Source organism: Sporosarcina aquimarina, assembly GCF_033253705.1.
GTDB classification, from domain to species: domain Bacteria; phylum Bacillota; class Bacilli; order Bacillales_A; family Planococcaceae; genus Sporosarcina; species Sporosarcina aquimarina.
This window is the reverse complement of sequence record NZ_JAUBDH010000002.1, coordinates 481,960-499,455: the sequence shown is the minus strand read 5'-3', so window position 1 is coordinate 499,455 and position 17,496 is coordinate 481,960. Positions and strand designations below refer to the sequence as shown.

The following is a 17,496-nucleotide window of genomic DNA, read 5'->3' as shown; positions in this document are numbered from 1 at the left end:
TTTCCGGTATTGTTTCGGTTCTTTCCGTTCGGAACGAAGTTTTTTGCGCACACTCGTATCCTCGCTCGCTTCAATCTTTTGATCATATCTCTGTACAGTATCTTCCAGTTGGTTTAGGATGCCAGAAAGCTCGTCTGTAGAAAGTTCGTCCGAACTTTCTCGTTCAATCTCAGGGATGATGTTCTTTTCCAGGAGTTCCTCATACATCTGATTCGATTTCTCCACCAGACTGGCGCTGTATCGTTCCACTGCTTTGCGCCAGACGAAGGTATATTTATTCGCATTGGCCTCCAGTTTCGTACCATCAATGAAGATGGCTTCTTCGTCAATCTGTTTCTCTTCGACCAGCCGGCAGCGGAATTGAACAAAGCACTGACGCAGGAGTTCTTGAACTTCTGGATGGACTCGGAAGCGATTGAGGGTCCTGTACGTTGGTTCGTACCCCTGCGCCAGCCACATCATTCGAACACTATCTTTAAGAAGGGCTTCAATTTTCCTGCCGGAAAAGACGGATTGTGTATAAGCGCAAAGAAGAATCTTCATCATCATACGTGGATGATAAGCAGGACATCCGTTCTCACGCAAAAAGCCTGTGAAGGCTTCTCTGGGGATGGACTCCACCAAGGCATTCACAGCATAGGCAATATCATCTTTCTGCAATTTCATTTCCATATCGAGCGGCAAAATAATCTGATTCATGGTATACTTTTTAAACATAGGGAGACCTCCGTTGATGGTTTGTGGTGAATCTATTTTAACAGAGTGTCTCCCTATTTACTTGTATAAAATTTCAAAAGAACGGAGCCTAGAGGATTTCACTCCCCAAGCTCCGTTCTTTTTTTATTGACTGGGTTTTGTCCCAGCCTCTTTTCGTCTGTTAAACTGTTAGTTCGATTTGTTTTTCCATGGCGCGATGAGGAATATCCGCATCCATGAATTCTGGAGAGGTAACTCGATATCCAAGCTTTTCATAAAACGGAATTGCATACGATTGGGCATTCAGTAAAATCTTGTGAATTCCCGTCTGTTCTGCGTGTTTCTCTAAAGCTTTCATGATTAACACGCCTAGATGCTTCCCTCGATATTCTTTAAGTACACATACCCGCTCAACTTTGCCTACATCTGATCCGACATTTCGAATGCGTCCAGCAGCAATCGCTTTTGGTCCGTCATATACTAAGAAATGTGAAGCCGATTTATCGAATTCGTCGAGTTCCAAAGTTAGTGGAACGCCTTGCTCTTCAACGAAAACTTTCTTTCTAACTGTAAATGCGGCTTCGCGCTCTATATCAGAAGCAGCAATCTTAACAACATACAAATCAGTTTTCCTCTTGCAGACGGAACGTTTCGTACACTGTCCAAGAACCGTCTTCAAGTTGATACAGAAGATGAATGCGATCAACGATTTCTGTATGATCCACACCAATCATCTTCAATTGACCAATAATGTCATCGTGCTCACCAGAAGTAAGACTTTGAGCGATGGTTACGTGAGGAACAAATGCATATTCCGGGAGCGGTCCGAAGAATTGCTCATTGTTGAGTGCGCTGTGCAATGTGAGTAGATCATCGTTAGGAGAAACTTTAAAGTATATTGTATTGGTAATTGGTGCAAAACTGCTTACTTTCGACACGCTTAGTTCAAAAGGTTTTTGCTTTTTCGCTACATTTCGTATAGCTTCTGCAACTTCTCGGATTTCAGATTCATCAGCGTCGAAAACACCTTTGACTGTCATATGAGGAGTGATCTGAGAATAATGAGGATCATAACGCTTACGATACCCATTTGCTAGATCCTGCAATTTTTTTGAAGGAAACGCTACAACACCATATTTCATGTAAAAAACCTCCTTAAGTAAGTAACTACACTTCTATTTCAATTATAACAGAAGCGTAAAGAATTGTCCGAATGGCTTATTGTCCATACACCATCTGGATTGCGCGGCGCACATCTGGCTGCCAATACTTCCAAGTGTGCTCTCCCTTAAATTCGTCATAGAAGTACGGAAATCCTCTATTCTCGAATAACTTATTTAGTTCACGGTTAGGTGTTAAGAAATCTTGCTTCCCGTCAACCGTAGTTGCAACTTCAGTTTCTTCAGTTCCGATTACATGGTAAACGGACAATCCCGAAGGACTTTTCGCATTCTCTACAGAATCCAATAGTCGTTGGTCTACATAAGGAGATTGAAGGATCACATTCCCAAAGCAGTTCGGGTATTGTAGAGCGGCTTGAAGCGAAACTGTTGCTGCAAGTGAGTCACCGATTAGGCCCCGGCCGCCGCCAACTTGATACGTAGGATAATGTTCATCAATATATGGAACAACTTCATGGACAAGAAAACGAATATAATCCTTTTGACGATCACCGTCAGGATGGTACATTCTGCGGCGCTCAGAAACGGATTTGTAAGGAATGCCGACAACCATGACATTCTCGATTTCTTCCTGATCTAAATACTCATCTATCACTTTTCCAATTCGTCCATATTGAAAATAATCTTTGCCATCGGAAGCAAAAAGGACCGAGTATTTATATAATGGAGAATAATTATAAGGCAGGTAGATAAGCAGTTCCATTTCTTCTTGCAATGCTTCACTATAAAACTGTACATCATGAATTTTTCCTTGTTTCATCTTGTTGCCTCCTTAGCACGTATAGTAAAGAAGATTGTAACATAGGATGATCAGAGGGTATAATATGCAAAACTAATCGACCTATCGATTGGAGAAATAAGAAGGGGATGATGATCATGTTTGACGGAAAGAGTAAAGTGCGTTCAGAAATTATTGCAGAAGCGACAAAAGCTGCATTGCAGCGTCGTGGTGTAGAATTAGAAGACATCGCGAAAATTGTTTATGAAATGCAAGCTCCTTATAATGAAGAGCTTCAGCTTGAGCAATGTGTGGACTCAGTTGTAAACGTACTGAAAAAGCGTGAGCTGCAGCATGCAATTTTAGTAGGCATCGAACTGGACGAGCTCTGTGAACAAGGAAAGTTATCTTCACCACTTCAAGACATTGTTCAGTCTGATGAAGGACTTTTCGGTGTAGATGAAACGATCGCACTTGGAGCGGTATTTACGTATGGCTCCATTGCAGTGACGACATTTGGTCACTTGGATAAAAACAAAGTGGGAATCATTAATGACTTGGATACTAAAAAAGGAAACCATGTGCATACATTCTTAGATGATTTAGTCGCAAGTGTAGCGTCTTGTGCGGCAGCTAGAATTGCACATCGTTCACGTGATCTTGAGGAAGCCGGTTTGACGTTTGACGATGTAAAAGATGCTGCAAAGTAACATTAGCCTATACTCATTTATCAAATCAAATGAAATCAAATTTAGTCAAAACTTGTTCGAGGTAAGAGAGGAAAGTGATTGTATATGCTTTCCTCTTTTATATTTTTATAATGAAACCGATTTCAACTATTTTTGTATTCTGAAAAGCATTGACAATTGAACCCGCTTACATGGTAGAATAGACTCTACCAGACTAAAGAAAAACTAGGGGGTCATTGGATGAACAAGAAGCTTATAGGACTCATCTCGATGTTACTCATTGCAGTGCTTGCACTTGCAGCGTGTGGTACATCAGACGATGCAGCAAAAGACGATGCAGCAAAAGGGGATTCAAATAGCAGTGATAAAGAGTATAAGTTTCTCAGTGTCTTAACTGGCGGAACTCAAGGTACTTACTATGCACTTGGCGGAGCCATTGCCGAGTTCATCGAAAGTGATACAGGTGTTAAGACATCTGCTGAAGTATCTCAAGCATCTGCAGCTAACATGACTGCACTTAAAGATGGCGATGCTGAAATCGCTTTCGTACAAACGGATATCGCGTATTATGCACAAGAAGGCGAAATGATGTTTGAAGGAGACAAAGTAGATACAGTTTCTGCTATCGGAGCTCTTTACCCAGAAACTGTACAGCTCGTTACTTTGGACAAAACAGGAATTAAAACTTTTGATGACCTTAAAGGTAAAAAAGTATCAGTTGGTGCACCAGGTTCTGGTACGTATGCCAACGCTGAACAGCTTCTAGAAATTCACGGATTGTCTATGGATGACATTAAGCCTCAAAATCTAGACTTTGGGGAGTCTCAGGAAAGCTTACAAGCTGGTCAAATCGACGCAGCATTCATCACAGCTGGAACTCCAACTGGTGCTGTTGAAGGTTTGAACGCTGTAGCTAAAGTGTTCGTTGTACCTGTTGAAGATGCAAAAGCAGATGAGCTTATTGAAAAGTATAAGTACTATGCAAAAGAAGTTATTCCAGCTGGCACATACGGATTGGCTGAAGATACTCCAACTGTTTCTGTAGGAGCTATGCTAGTTATTCAAAACGAAGTACCTGAAGATCTTGCTTATGAAATTACAAAAGCAATTTACGACAATGCACCTAAACTTCAGCACGCAAAAGGGAAGTTGATCAAAGCTGAAACAGGCTTAGATGGAATTGGTATTCCAGTTCACCCAGGTGCACAAAAGTATTTTGACGAAGTGAACAAATAAGATTTTTGATTGATGGAACGGGGCGGTGAGGCGATCGATGCTTCAACCGTCCCATTCTTTATTCCTAGAATGATTGTAGAGAGGTGAGCGGATGAAACGATGGAGGATTCCGCTTGGATTGGTACTGTTGGTTGTTGTTATCATAAGTGTCTTAATGATTCCATTCAAGCAAGCGTTTACTTTTACAGAGACTCGAGCTAAACATCCTCAAATGGCATATCGCGTGTTATCTGATGTATCGGAATTTCAAATTCGATATGTGCACTCCATTTTTTTAACAAATGTTTATGAAACCTATCGAGTGCAGGGGAAAAATGGCATGTTGAAATTTTTGACGATGGAGTATGAAGATGTAGGAATTGGGCTGCCAGGTTATGCAGAAGAAGGCGAAACGTTGTCTGTGACAGAAGAAGGAATTTATACACTTACATATCAAGACAAAGTAATCGATTCATTTGTGCTGTATATAGGAGATGTGGACGCTCAACTGGCGTTCGGTTACAAAGGTGTAGAAACAGATTTGAAAGCTTATTTACAACGGGGTCATTCGTATGAGTTTCGTGTGAAACGATTAAGTTTGTATGAGCTACTGAAGGGAGTCAACTTAAATGGCAAAAAGAAATAAAGAGCGGAAAGCGGAGGCAATTACTGATCCGAACGATGAGCGTTTCGATACGCTTTCCGAGCAAGAACAATTAGAATTGCTGCAAAAATATGATCCTGAATCGAATACAAGAAACTTAAGAGGACTGCTCGGGAAAATTGTGTTTTTTGGATTGCTTGCTTTCTCGATTTTTCAATTGTATACATCAATTGGTACGCCGTTCACGGCATATATCCAACGTTCGATTCACTTAGGTTTTGCACTGTCACTCATCTTTTTACTGTTTCCTGCACGTAGGAAAGCAGGAGTACGGCGTGACAAAGTACCATTCTACGATGTAATTTTGTCGCTCTTATCAATTGGCGTCGGCCTGTACTGGCCGCTAAATATGGATGAACTTATTTTACGTGTTGGCCGTGTTTCTGACCTAGACTTGATAGTAGGGGTTTTGGCAGTCCTTCTTACTATGGAAGCGGCTCGCCGTGCTGTAGGGTTACCGATTACGATTATTTCGGCCGTTTTCTTAGTTTACGCATTCTTTGGTCCTTACTTTCCGGGATTCCTTGCGCATCGCGGGCAAGATGTAGACAATCTTGTGCAATTGATGTTCTTTACAACGGATGGAATTCTCGGAACACCAATAAGTGTATCGGCAACGTTCATCTTCGTATTCCTATTGTTCGGTGCTTTCCTAGTTAAAACAGGCGTAGGAAACTACTTTAATGATCTAGCTGTAGTGCTCGCTGGCAGATTGACAGGCGGGCCTGCAAAAGTAGCTATTTTCTCAAGTGCCTTACAGGGAACGATTTCAGGAAGTTCTGTTGCGAACGTAGTTGGTTCTGGTTCGTATACGATTCCTATGATGAAAAAACTAGGATACCGTAAGGAGTTCGCCGGTGGAGTAGAAGCTGCTGCGTCAACAGGCGGTCAAATCATGCCGCCTATCATGGGAGCTGCTGCATTCCTGATGGTTGAATTTATCGGCGGTGTTACGTATTGGGAAATTGCAAAAGCTGCTGCAATACCAGCATTGCTATATTTCACTGGTATCTGGATTATGACCCACTTTGAAGCGAAACGTGTAGGACTTCAAGGCATGCGGCCAGAAGAAATTCCGAATCGCAAAGAAACATTGAAAAAGATTTACTTATTGCTTCCAATCGTAGGTATAATCGTCTTCTTATTATTAGGCATACCTACAATGAAAGCTGCGCTTCTTGGAATTGTTTTGACGCTTATCGTTAGTTCGTTCAACAAAGAGACACGTCTTAACTTCAAAGATATTATACAAGCTTTAGTCGATGGTGCACGAACTGCACTGGCGGTTGCCGCGGCGACTGCGTGTGCAGGTATTATTGTAGGAGTTGTTGTAAAAACAGGTCTCGGATTAAGCTTAGCCAATGGACTTGTCTCAGCTGCCGGCGGAAATATTTTGCTGACACTGATCTTTACAATGTTTGCCGCAATCGTACTTGGTATGGGTTCTCCAACTACAGCTAACTATGTCATCACTTCAACAATTGCAGCTCCTGCAATTATCACATTGCTTATGTTGGATACACCAAATGCACCGGTACCGGTCGTTGTTGCAATTTCTGCTCACTTGTTTGTCTTCTACTTCGGAATTATCGCGGATATTACACCTCCGGTTGCACTCGCAGCATTTGCGGCATCAGGTATTTCCGGCGGCGATCCGATTAAGACTGGCGTCACCTCTGCAAAATTAGCTATAGCGGCGTTTATCATTCCTTACATGTTTGTATTCAACCCGGCCATGCTGATGATTGACTCCAGTACCTGGCAAATAATATGGGTCACCGCCACCGCCATAATCGGTATGATTGCTATAGGGGCAGGTCTGATAGGGTTCTGGTATAGAAAGCTGAATTGGATTGAACGGATCATTACAGCTGCAACAGGGTTAATGCTCATTTATCCTGAGACCAAAACAGATTTCATCGGCCTTGGATTGTTTGCCATATTGTTTGCCATCCAGCTCATGTCGAAAGATAAAAATAAGGATAAAAAGGAAACTGCAACAGCATAAGTTAAGCCCGTTTGCGATTAACAGCAAACGGGCTTTTTTAGAAACATTTTATGGGAATAGACGTCTATTAAGTAAGTAAAAGAAGGAGGAAGCGAACGTGAAGTTTATCAGACGACTGTTCACGACTGTTATTGTCATCGCGCTGCTAATCGGAGCCGTGTACTATTTCGGCACAAATTGGATCGCAGACAAAGCGATGAATGAAGTAACTACACAGCTTGAAAGTAATGGACAACTCGATTCCGTCAAACAAGACATCAAGAGTAACCCTGAGGTGCAAGCGTATTTACAGGATGCGAAGAACGCGGATCGCAGTAAATTACCTATTCAAACAAAAGAGCAGGCAACCCGCGTTGTACTCAAAAAGTTTAGTGTTAATGAATTACAGGACATACAGAAAAAAGCACAGTCCGGAATGACTGCACAAGAAAAACAGCAATTAATGCAGCAAGTGGAAAGCCGCCTCACAGAGGAAGAACTCCTCTCTTTAAAAGTATTGGCATTAGATGAACTTTCCAAGTGAAAAATGAGTTCTTTCTATAATATATAATTTCTCATGACAAGGATAGTCCCGCAGCCAATTCAAAGGCGCCATGGACTATCCTTATTTTGATGATTTTTTAGTGATTGGATTTCGGCAGTTAAGTATTGGATTTGATCTTTCATTGCTTTTAATTCTTTTATCAAATCCTCAGTTTCCGGTTCTTTATTCCTTTCATTTTTTTCTTCTTCAATCGCTAACACCGCAGCGTAGGTCGAGATGGATTCGCCGATAATTGTAATAACACTTCCAATTACATCGATTTTCGCAGCTTGCCCGCCTTCTTCAAAGCCTATGAAATCCAAACTATCCGGATTTACCACAGCATACCCTCCGCTCCAAAAAACTCCCTACTACACTGTATGCTTTCGAAAGTTAGAAGTGAATCGCTCCTGCAAGAAAAAATTACGGAATTGTATTGCAGAAAGCACAGCGCCATGGTATTATCATACATGTGCTAGAAATTGAACCGTCCACGGGACGCGTTGCAAATAGTCTAGCCAGCCGATATAAAACCGATTCCTTAGCTCAGCTGGGAGAGCGCTACCTTGACAGGGTAGAGGTCGCTGGTTCGAGCCCAGTAGGAATCATTGGGTGCCAAACCCTCGGAAGTATCGTCGGAACAACGATACTTCTCCAAGACAGACCTATTAGGCCGGATGCCTAGGGTCTGTTTTTTTGTGGATTTTTAGCACTTGTCCGCTGTCGAATTACTCCAGCATCCCTTTTTGAATAGCGAGATGAAATACATCAGCTACATCACTGGATGTATTGGGAATTAAATGTGCGTAGTATTCAAAAGTGATCTTAGGATTCGCATGACCAAGTCGTGCGGATATTTTCACTACGTCAACACCTTCAGAAATTAGAATTGATGCGTGTGTGTGACGAATGTCATGAAATCGAATCTCCGTGACGTTCGCTTTATTGATTAGTCGTTTCATCACGCGGATTACGTTTCTTGGATCTTGAAAAGATCCTGTATTTGTACAAATGACTAAATCTTGCTCTTGATATAATTCTCCAACAAGTAATCTCCATTCATCTTGCTTCTTTTTATGCTTTATAAGTTCTTTCAAGACGAATTGAGGTATAGGTATCTGGCGTATGGAATTACGTGTCTTTGGGGTGGTTAGCAGATATCCACTCTTTGGAAGGTATGCAAGGGACCTTTTTACGTGAATGATTCTTTTGTTTAGATCAACATCTTCCCATTTTAACCCTAAGAGTTCTCCACGTCGCATACCGGTATATATAGCTAGTAGGAAGGTTAGATAATGTCTCTCGTAAGCCCCCAATCAAATAACGCATAGGCAACGCAGCACCCCGCTTGGTACGATATTCGTATCAAACAGGAGGTGCTTTCTTTGTTTTTAAACCCTTTAACGATAGTCCCCGTTTCCTTACAACCCACCAAAAGTGAACAAACTCCAGCAAATCCAACGAAGACCTCCGGTCACTGTCATATCAAGATTGGTAGCGCTGAAGTCACACTCCAGAATGGCGTGGATGAACGGATTATCCAAGTCATTATTCGGGAGCTGATGAACCAATGAGGCAAGATTATACAGATGTTCAGAATATCTATATTGTCTGCGGAAAAACAGATATGCGAAAAGGAATTGATGGACTCGCTACACTCATTCAAGATTCCTTTGATTTAGATCCATATGGTGATTCAATTTTTCTGTTCGCAGGTGGAAAAAAGGATCGATATAAATGTCTATATTTCGATGGAGATGGTTTCGCTATGTTGTATAAAAGACTCGATTCCGGAAAACTTCAATGGCCACGTAGTGAGCGGGAAGTGAAAAATCTAACGCAGCAAGAACTTCGTTGGTTGCTCGAAGGGTTAGCTATTCAGCAGCCAAGAGCGATTGCTCCTTCATTAAAAAGCTCCTTTTAAAAACTTCTGTTCATGGGCTCCGCTATCCGGTATACTACGTTCAACAAGAAAGAAAGCGGTGAAGGAAATGGCCAATCGTACCTCTGAACAAGCATTGGAAAAAGTCATCAGTATGTTGGAAGAGCAATTGGCGCATTCCAATCAACAGAATGAACAGCAGTCCAAGCAAATCGAAAAACTAACTGAGCAGGTTCAGCACTTGACGAAGATGCTTTTTGGATCGAAATCCGAGAAATCAAGATACAATGTGCCCGATGGGCAAAGCTCTTTGTTCGATGAGGAAGAGGACCCTTTTCACGATTCTGAGCAAACAGAAGATCAAAGCCAACAGGTGATTTCTTATACTGTTGTTCGTAAAGCATCGAAGAAGAAGAGGAATGACCATTTTCATGAAGGTGTGGAAACGGAAGTTGTTCATCATTATCCTGACCTACTCACCTGTAGCTGTTGTCAAAATGACTTGGCAAGAATCGGTGGGATAGTCGTTCGAGAAGAAGCAGAATTCATCCCTGCCAAACTGAAACGTATTCAGCATATGGTGCACTCCTATGAATGCAAACACTGCAAACTAGATAGTTCTATAGCAGCCAACATCGTGCGCGGAAAGGCACCTCAACCGGTGATTCAACGGAGTCTCGCAGGTCCAAGTGTGCTAGCCAAGGTCACATCAGACAAATATAATCTTTATCTTCCTCTATACCGTCAGGTAAAAGAATGGCTTCGTCATGGGTTGGAAACGAATGATAAAAATCTATCCAACTGGGTGATCAAGGTTTCAAATGAGTGGCTATTGCCTCTATACCAACGGATGACTTCACTAGCGATGCGAAGGACTGTCCTACATGTTGACGAGACAACAGCGCAAGTGATTTATCGGCCTGATGGAAAGCCTGGGAACACGAACGCATACAATTGGGTCTACAAAACTGTTCCCTGCCAAGGACCTGTGATGGTGCTTTTCCATAGTTCGCTATCGCGAGCACGAGAAGTTCTGAAGAACTTCCTTGGTGATTACAAAGGAACAATCATTTGTGATGGCTATTCTGCATACGGCGGTTTACCAGGTGTCACCTTTGCCAACTGTTGGGCGCATGTTCGTCGTTATTGGCTGAAAGCCGACAGTAAGAATGGTAGGATTGGCGTCGACTATTGCAATCAACTCTATCGACTTGAGAACAAATTCAGAGAAATGCGTCCTGGCAAAAGGCGACGAATGCGAAAGAAGTATTCCAAACTGATTGTGACCGCCTTTTTTAAATGGATAGAAGAAAGTCATTTCTATGGGAAGAATGCGATTGCCACTGCAACTGACTATTCATTGAAGAGAAAAGATGAGCTTCAACGTTTTCTCTTCGATGGGCGGATTGAGATTGATAATAATCCAGCTGAAAACGCCATCCGTCCCAATGTTCTGGGTCGAAAAAACTGGCTTTTTTCCGTCAGCGAAGCAGGTGCTCAAGCAAATGCGATCTGTTTGAGTTTGGCTGAGACTGCAAAAATCCATGGAATCGATTTCTATGCATATTTGAAAAAAGTATTAACGGATTTGCCGTCTCTTCATTTCCAGCAGACTTCTGAACTATTGGATGCTTATTTTCCGTGGTCGCCGCAAATTCAAGAAACATGTAAATTGAGATAGCCCTTCGTCTTCAAATTATTGAAGAGAAGGGCTATTTGTAGAGCACGCCGAAAGGTAGTGCTTTTTTATATTACGGGCTTACGTTACGACTATTGTTTTTACCGCATTTACTCATATTGTAAATATCCTGCTTATTCTCGATGACCATCAAATTCAACAAGAACGTAAAACTATGGAGAGTATAGAAACGTATTTAGAGACAAGTGTCTTAACCTACAAACTATATAAAAACCTCAGAAATGTAGAGAAATTGAACACATTTCATCCTATTGGTTTCACCAGAACTAATACTTACTTGCGGGACGGAAAATCTATGACAGCCCCAGTCGTCACTAATGGTTTTGTTGAACAGAAAACCTTGGTTTTAATGTTAGATAGAAAAAATAATTGGAGAAAAGTAGAAGTGAAAATCAATGAAACATATTTGCAAGGGTGGGTTCCCGAATCTGCAATTATTCGATTGAAAAAATATGATTGAGTTTTTAAAAAGAATTCTTATATAAAATGACCTTTGACGTAGCACATCAGTAATTAAGTTATATTCGAAGAAGAAATGAAAGTAGAGTTGCTAGAAAAGATAATACCTTCAAAAGTTTGCGCTATAAGGTACTAAAAGTCGAATCTTAAATGGATGACGGTTTACATATCACAGCTTATCGGAAACTATTTGAGTAAAAGGGGAAAAAGATAGGCTTTGATCATAATCCTCTTTCTCTTTCTATCTGTAAAAATGTATCTTTACAAATGGGAGTAATTCACATCGGTTTTTATGTTGAAGACAGTGATAGAAAAATAGAATATAAAATTGCTTATGCTATAATTATTTATGTGAAGTAGTGAATATTCAGTAAGAGGTATGTTACGCAAACGGGCCATTTAGTTTAATAAAAGGGGTGGATAATAAAATGGGAATTATAATTTGTGAAATGAAAAAAGAAGATATTAAGCAGGTTCAAGATGTTGCAACAAAAAGCTGGAATTCAACTTATGATGGAATAATACCACTCAAAATACAAGAAAACTTTTTAAAGGTTGCCTACAGTGATGAAATGATGCAAAAACGATTTAAAAGTTCGTTTATTTTTGTAGCAGAAGTAGGAAATGAAGTAGTTGGTTTTGCCAATTTCACACCAGTAAACAATGAAGGTCAGTCTGAATTAAGTGCAATTTATTTATATTCCAACTGTCAGGGCAAGGGGATTGGTACTGCATTATTGCAAAAGGGAATCCAGAAATTAGAAAATGTAAAGGAAATTTATATTGACGTTGAAAAAGAAAATAGTGTAGGAAAAACTTTTTACGAAGCAAAAGGATTTAAGACAATTAAGGAATATGATGATAACTTTGACGGACATATTCTTAAATCAGTTCAAATGTGTTTAACAGTTTGATTTTACCGTAAACGGGCGCGATTGCTTTATAAGCGATTGCGTCTATATCGAAATCGAATTCAGAACAAAGAGGTGAATGAAACGTTTATTATAAAAAGTTATATATCAAATTATCTTCCCCATTTAGGATACATTACATCGAAAAAAGAAAGATTCTTATCTATACACGATCCTTTAGCTAAACAAGCTGCCCAAATGATTTTAGAGGATAGTGAAGGGGATTATTTAGAGGGTTGTATTACTGCAACTTATAATTCTGAAGTAATATTTACCCAAGATTTCGAAACGACAGATTTATTATTTACGTGGCAAACAATTATTACTCCTTTATTGAATAACGAAATGGATGATAATATTAATATTGTATTTCTAGATTCTTTGATTAATGTCGACGTTTCAGAAAAAGACAGTTTGTTTTATCTAAGATTAGAAGACCCATCTGGTATATTGAATTATAATTTAAGCAAAGTAGTTAATATTCCTAAAGAGGATTACTTAAAGGGAATGACTAAGGAGTTTTTATCTTTTGCAAGTTTCTGTATTAATAACGAATTAAAGTTCTGTGAAGAAAGCTCTTATCGTTCGTTCGTTTTAGATTATCAAACATTAAAAACTAAAACTGAACTCAAATAGTTCGAAATGGTCAAATTTGTATACAGCATACAAAGCAGGTTCATATTGTGGGAAAATATTGGGGATGAAGAACGCAGAGATAGTTAAGGTCTTCAGTTCAGTAATAGGGCGCGATTGTTGAATATCGGTAAGGACAGCAAATGCTGTTCTTTTTTTCTTTTTCTTAAGCAAAACGAGATGAAACAAGAATTAAGCAAATACATACCATTGATTAACGAACACGTATTCGGGTATACTAAAACCAAGGAGGGGAGCAAACGTGCGTAAAACATTGGAGAGAGCGGTAAAGTACGGAGAGTTACTGGACATGGTTTACATAGCAGGAGACGGCAAGATCAGCAGGCGGCGTGTAGAGGTGCTGCAAGTAGGGGAGTCGTCGTTTCGTACGTATTGTCATCTGCGCCGATCCCGGCGGACATTTGCGATCGACAATGTGCTCGCCCTAGTTCCAGTCATCATACTAGAAAGGGCTGTGATCTAATGCATGACAACGTGAGAGACCGCGGCAAAATCAAATGGACGGCGATGATGCTGCCGGAAGTCCAGAAGATTACATACAGGATTTTGGTGGCGTCGGCGTATCAGACAGGCAGTATATCGTGGTCAAGTCAGGGCAGCGCATTAAGCTAGCCGACATTTTAATGATGATACCTATACGATAATCAAAAGCACCTGTCCACAATGGATTGGGTGCTTATTTGTCTGCCGAGTTTTTTATCAATCACATTTTGCTAATGACATTTAATTGAGAAATGTATACTATTGATGAAATTCATATTATTGGGGTATTAAAAGGAGGATGCAATGATTAATTATTTTGAACGAAAACTGAGATTTACAGATTTAGAAGTTTGGGATATTCAATTCGGTGAAGATATTTATCGAATGTTTATCTCAGATGAAAGACGTTCCACTGAAATAACTGATTTAAACTTACCAAGCAACAGCGTAGACGTAGATTTAAGAGAAAATTTAATAGTGGTTAGTGTGTATTCCTCTGTTCAAGTTAAAGATGAACACATTGAATCCATTGATCAGTTCATGAAACAGATAACTGACCATGTTGCCTTAGCCCACTGTGATGTTGTTCTAAGCTTTTATACAGATTCTATTGATGACATTTTTGAACAAGTTATAAAAGAAAAAACTTGCACAATGTATGAAGAAATTCCTTTAAATAAACTTTGTCACTTAAATCAAAACTAAATTTGGATAGGATAATTATTTTGAAAAAAATACTGATTAGCTTTTTGATAGTCACAATTCTTTCAACCAACATTCAATACTTAAACGTTCAAGCTGCGTCCACAGATTCTAAAGATGAAACAATAGAAATCCCTCAAGATGTATTGAATTCTGTACCCGAGGAAATAAAAAATATGATTGAAGGAAAACAGATTACCCAAGAACAATATGATTTATATTTAGAGTTGGTTGATAAAGAAAGTAATCCGGTCTTGCCTAATGCTAATGGAGAAATAACAACTTACGCATCTAACGTTAACCCGAAGAACTGTACATATGATTTAGGGAGCAACTATTGTTTTAGAATTGACCCAGCAAACAGTTCTACAAAAGAACCCTACCATGTACACATTTATAAAAAGCAAGTCCACTACTATTGCATGAGATTAGACAATCTAAAGGAGTGTGATAAGAGTAAAAATCAAATACACAAATTCGACGATCTACCTGATACTGTAAAAAAAGGTGTTATGGGTAATAAGAAAGTTCAAGAACGAGTGATAGCTTATAATCCAAACGCTCCAAAATGGGCTAGTAATATACCTTTAATAAAAACCTTAGCTATTTCAGTTATAGTAGTAGCACTGGTAGTTACCCCTATTCCAGGAGACGAATATATAGCTTGGGCATACTTGCTTAGAGCACTTTAAGTATTGAATGAGCAAGCAAAAAGTGAGAGTAATATATTCTGAAAGTTGCTTACTCTTTTGAACGGATACCTGCAGATCTGATCATCGCCGTCCAGCACTTAGATTAATAAACGCCTTATCCATTTATGGATAGGGCGTTTCAGACTGTAGACAAACTCTTAAGTTTTGGAGTTTGCCTGCAGTCTTTTTCTTTTACAATGGAAGCAACGTGAAAACTGTTGATTTCCGCTGCGATCGGACGCTTTCCGGGGGGCACGGCTTCAGCCGCTTTCTCCGCTTCGCTCCGTCCAGGGTCTTCAGCTCGTGCTGATCCCCCAGGAGTCGCCGCTCTCCTCTCCAATCAACAAGTGTCTCCTATAACTAGATGAGGTGATGGATATGATGACGAAGAATCAAGTCAATGAACGGCAACAGATGGAAATCTTGGCGATTGAGCAATTGGTTCCACAAGATCATTTGGTTCGCAAACTGGATGCAGCGATTGATTTTTCGTTCATCTATCCATTGGTTGAGAATTTGTACTCGGATGTGGGACGGCCAAGCGTCGACCCGGTTGTCTTAATCAAGATGACATTCATTCAATATACCTTCGGTATCCGTTCCATGCGGCAAACCATTAAAGAGATTGAGACCAATGTGGCATACCGGTGGTTCCTCGGATTTGGTTTCCATACAGAAGTGCCCCACTTCTCGACGTTCGGAAAGAATTACGTTCGTCGCTTCGCCGATACGGATCTGTTTGAACAGATATTCTATCAAGTGCTCAAGGAAGTCGCAGATCGCGGCTTGCTGAGTGCTGATCATGTTTTCATCGATTCAACCCATGTAAAAGCCAATGCAAATAAACGCAAGTTCGAGAAGAAGACGGTTCGGAAAGAGAGCCGTGCGTATGAACAGAAGCTCCAGGAGGAGCTCAACCTGGACCGCGAGAACCACGGGAAGAAGCCGTTTTCTCCCGAGAAATTTGAGAAAGAGGAGTACAAGGAGATTAAGGAATCCACAACTGATCCTGAGAGCGGCTATTATGTGAAGGATGAGCGAACGAAGCAGTTTGCGTACTCCTTCCATGCTGCCACTGATGAAAAGGGATTCGTACTCGCCAATATTGTCACACCCGGAAATGTTCACGACAGTCATATTCTGCAACCGCTTGTTGAAAAGGTGATTGAAAAGGTGAAACGACCGCTGGCCGTTGCCGCAGATGCTGCCTATAAGACGCCCGCGATTGCAAACTTTCTTTTAGAGAATCAGATCTTACCCGTCTTGCCTTATAAGCGACCGATGACGAAAGAGGGCTTTTTTAAGAAGCATGAGTATGTTTATGACGAGCATTATGATTGTTATCTTTGTCCGGAAGGACAAGTTCTACCTTATCGAACGACCACGAAGGAAGGTTACCGTCAGTATGCCTCATCTCCTTCTATCTGCTCCAGCTGTCCGGTAATTGATCAATGCACAAACAGCAAGAATCAACAAAAGGTCATCCAGCGGCACATCTGGCAAGATTATCTGGACATGGCAGAAGAATTGAGACACCATACCGAAATCAAAGAAATTTATGAGCAGAGGAAAGAGACGGTTGAACGTGTCTTTGCGGATGCGAAAGAGAAGCATGGAATGCGATGGACAGTCCTGAGGGGCCTTAAAAAATTGTCCATGCAGGCGATGCTTTCTTTTGCTGCCCAAAATCTGAAGAAACTTGCCAGCTGGGCATGGAATCCACTTGGTAACAAAGGTGCCCATACATATTCAGTGTCCTAAGGGATACCGAGTTGATCGGAGTGCAGGGCGGCGACTCCTGGGGGATCAGCGCAGCGCGAAGACCCCACAGGAGCGAAGCTACGAGGAGGCTGAGGGCAAGCCCCCCGGAAAGCGTCCGCCCGGAACGGAGATCAACGTCTTTCGACCACTTGCATTTTTATCACTTCAAAACCAAAAGGGTTGGAAATCGATTTGATTTCCAACCCTTTTGTCAACAGTCTGAAACGCCTTATCCATTTATGGATAGGGCGTTTTCTGTGCGCCCAGTATTCGGCTTCAAATATTGAAACGAGGCCATCATCCACGACAACACGTAAGGCAACCTCGTCGACTCCATCGGACACCCTCAGATCATAGTCGTCCAGCAGCATGTAGTTCAGATTATTTTTTTGTAGACGTATTAGATATCGTCGATCGTCATCGTGGTCTGTTCGAAGAGATCAGTTATTATTTCCATGCCTATACGTCCTTTCAAAGTGACCACCGAGTGACCAACTAGTGACCAATATCGAAAGAAGTCGGTAAATGGTGACCGTCATTGACAATATAGTGACCGATA

The 17,496-nt window shown here is 40.8% G+C and carries 21 protein-coding genes and 1 tRNA gene; 15 read left to right on the top strand and 7 right to left on the bottom strand.

Features of this window, described 5'->3' with window-relative positions; all coding sequences use genetic code 11:
- The 4 genes from QT716_RS05140 to QT716_RS05125 form a co-directional block, all read right to left on the bottom strand.
- A partial coding sequence (locus tag QT716_RS05140) for a transposase (RefSeq protein WP_317934940.1) occupies positions 1-717 on the bottom strand: 717 nt, incomplete at its 3' end.
- 160 nt (positions 718-877) lie between these two features.
- Complete coding sequence (locus QT716_RS05135; protein WP_317934938.1) at positions 878-1,318, bottom strand: GNAT family N-acetyltransferase; 441 nt, start codon at positions 1,316-1,318, stop codon at positions 878-880.
- A gap of 1 nt (position 1,319) precedes the next feature.
- Entirely contained in the window at positions 1,320-1,838 is a 519-nt protein-coding gene (locus tag QT716_RS05130; RefSeq protein WP_317934937.1) for a YjcG family protein, read from the bottom strand.
- 76 nt (positions 1,839-1,914) lie between these two features.
- Entirely contained in the window at positions 1,915-2,637 is a 723-nt protein-coding gene (locus QT716_RS05125) for an alpha/beta hydrolase (protein WP_317934936.1), read from the bottom strand.
- 116 nt (positions 2,638-2,753) lie between these two features.
- Here QT716_RS05125 and QT716_RS05120 point away from each other — a divergent pair, with 116 nt between their 5' ends.
- The 5 genes from QT716_RS05120 (at position 2,754) to QT716_RS05100 (ending at position 7,694) form a co-directional block, all read left to right on the top strand.
- Positions 2,754-3,305, top strand: a complete 552-nt coding sequence (locus QT716_RS05120; RefSeq protein ID WP_317934935.1) for a phosphatidylglycerophosphatase A family protein — start codon at positions 2,754-2,756, stop codon at positions 3,303-3,305.
- A 219-nt stretch (positions 3,306-3,524) separates the two neighbouring features.
- Entirely contained in the window at positions 3,525-4,520 is a 996-nt protein-coding gene (locus tag QT716_RS05115; RefSeq protein ID WP_317934933.1) for a TAXI family TRAP transporter solute-binding subunit, read from the top strand.
- A 91-nt stretch (positions 4,521-4,611) separates the two neighbouring features.
- Complete coding sequence (locus tag QT716_RS05110; RefSeq protein ID WP_317934931.1) at positions 4,612-5,145, top strand: DUF1850 domain-containing protein; 534 nt, start codon at positions 4,612-4,614, stop codon at positions 5,143-5,145.
- Positions 5,129-7,171 (top strand): TRAP transporter permease, encoded by a 2,043-nt coding sequence (locus tag QT716_RS05105; RefSeq protein ID WP_317934929.1) that lies wholly within the window; start codon positions 5,129-5,131, stop codon positions 7,169-7,171. Before QT716_RS05110 ends, QT716_RS05105 begins: the two co-directional genes overlap by 17 nt.
- Before the next feature lie 97 nt (positions 7,172-7,268).
- Positions 7,269-7,694: a hypothetical protein gene (locus QT716_RS05100; RefSeq protein ID WP_317934927.1), complete on the top strand. Its 426-nt coding sequence runs from the start codon at positions 7,269-7,271 to the stop codon at positions 7,692-7,694.
- Between the two features lie 59 nt (positions 7,695-7,753).
- Here the strand turns inward: QT716_RS05100 and QT716_RS05095 are convergent, their stop codons facing one another.
- Positions 7,754-8,035, bottom strand: a complete 282-nt coding sequence (locus QT716_RS05095; RefSeq protein WP_317934926.1) for a hypothetical protein — start codon at positions 8,033-8,035, stop codon at positions 7,754-7,756.
- Positions 8,036-8,229: 194 nt separating this feature from the next.
- Between QT716_RS05095 and QT716_RS05090 the strand changes: the two genes are divergently transcribed.
- Positions 8,230-8,302 (top strand) — tRNA-Val (locus tag QT716_RS05090).
- A gap of 120 nt (positions 8,303-8,422) precedes the next feature.
- Here QT716_RS05090 and QT716_RS05085 read toward each other — a convergent pair.
- Positions 8,423-9,010, bottom strand: coding sequence for a site-specific integrase (locus QT716_RS05085; RefSeq protein ID WP_317934925.1), 588 nt, complete (start codon positions 9,008-9,010; stop codon positions 8,423-8,425).
- A gap of 69 nt (positions 9,011-9,079) precedes the next feature.
- Between QT716_RS05085 and QT716_RS05080 the strand changes: the two genes are divergently transcribed.
- The 8 genes from QT716_RS05080 to QT716_RS05045 all read left to right on the top strand — a co-directional run bounded on the left by QT716_RS05080 (position 9,080) and on the right by QT716_RS05045 (position 15,176).
- A complete protein-coding gene (locus QT716_RS05080) occupies positions 9,080-9,268 on the top strand; it encodes a hypothetical protein (protein ID WP_317934923.1) in 189 nt (62 codons plus the stop codon).
- Positions 9,265-9,618, top strand: a complete 354-nt coding sequence (gene tnpB / locus QT716_RS05075; protein ID WP_317934922.1) for an IS66 family insertion sequence element accessory protein TnpB — start codon at positions 9,265-9,267, stop codon at positions 9,616-9,618. Before QT716_RS05080 ends, tnpB begins: the two co-directional genes overlap by 4 nt.
- A gap of 67 nt (positions 9,619-9,685) precedes the next feature.
- Positions 9,686-11,257, top strand: coding sequence for an IS66 family transposase (gene tnpC / locus QT716_RS05070; protein WP_317934920.1), 1,572 nt, complete (start codon positions 9,686-9,688; stop codon positions 11,255-11,257).
- A gap of 172 nt (positions 11,258-11,429) precedes the next feature.
- On the top strand, positions 11,430-11,735 hold the full coding sequence (locus QT716_RS05065; protein WP_317934919.1) for an SH3 domain-containing protein: 306 nt from the start codon (positions 11,430-11,432) through the stop codon (positions 11,733-11,735).
- Between the two features lie 427 nt (positions 11,736-12,162).
- A complete protein-coding gene (locus QT716_RS05060) occupies positions 12,163-12,648 on the top strand; it encodes a GNAT family N-acetyltransferase (RefSeq protein WP_317934918.1) in 486 nt (161 codons plus the stop codon).
- 72 nt (positions 12,649-12,720) lie between these two features.
- Positions 12,721-13,281 carry a hypothetical protein gene (locus QT716_RS05055; protein ID WP_317934917.1) on the top strand — a complete coding sequence of 187 codons (561 nt, stop codon included), beginning with the start codon at positions 12,721-12,723 and terminating at the stop codon, positions 13,279-13,281.
- A gap of 804 nt (positions 13,282-14,085) precedes the next feature.
- The gene (locus QT716_RS05050) at positions 14,086-14,487 is read left to right on the top strand and encodes a hypothetical protein (protein WP_317934915.1); all 402 of its coding nucleotides are present in this window, start codon (positions 14,086-14,088) and stop codon (positions 14,485-14,487) included.
- Positions 14,488-14,507: 20 nt separating this feature from the next.
- Positions 14,508-15,176 carry a hypothetical protein gene (locus QT716_RS05045; RefSeq protein WP_317934913.1) on the top strand — a complete coding sequence of 223 codons (669 nt, stop codon included), beginning with the start codon at positions 14,508-14,510 and terminating at the stop codon, positions 15,174-15,176.
- Between the two features lie 139 nt (positions 15,177-15,315).
- Here QT716_RS05045 and QT716_RS05040 read toward each other — a convergent pair whose 3' ends face one another.
- Positions 15,316-15,516, bottom strand: a complete 201-nt coding sequence (locus tag QT716_RS05040) for a hypothetical protein (protein ID WP_317934912.1) — start codon at positions 15,514-15,516, stop codon at positions 15,316-15,318.
- Positions 15,517-15,554: 38 nt separating this feature from the next.
- On the opposite strand from QT716_RS05040, the gene QT716_RS05035 reads away from it, so the two are divergent.
- Complete coding sequence (locus QT716_RS05035; RefSeq protein WP_317934910.1) at positions 15,555-16,937, top strand: IS1182 family transposase; 1,383 nt, start codon at positions 15,555-15,557, stop codon at positions 16,935-16,937.
- Positions 16,938-17,496 lie beyond the last annotated feature (559 nt).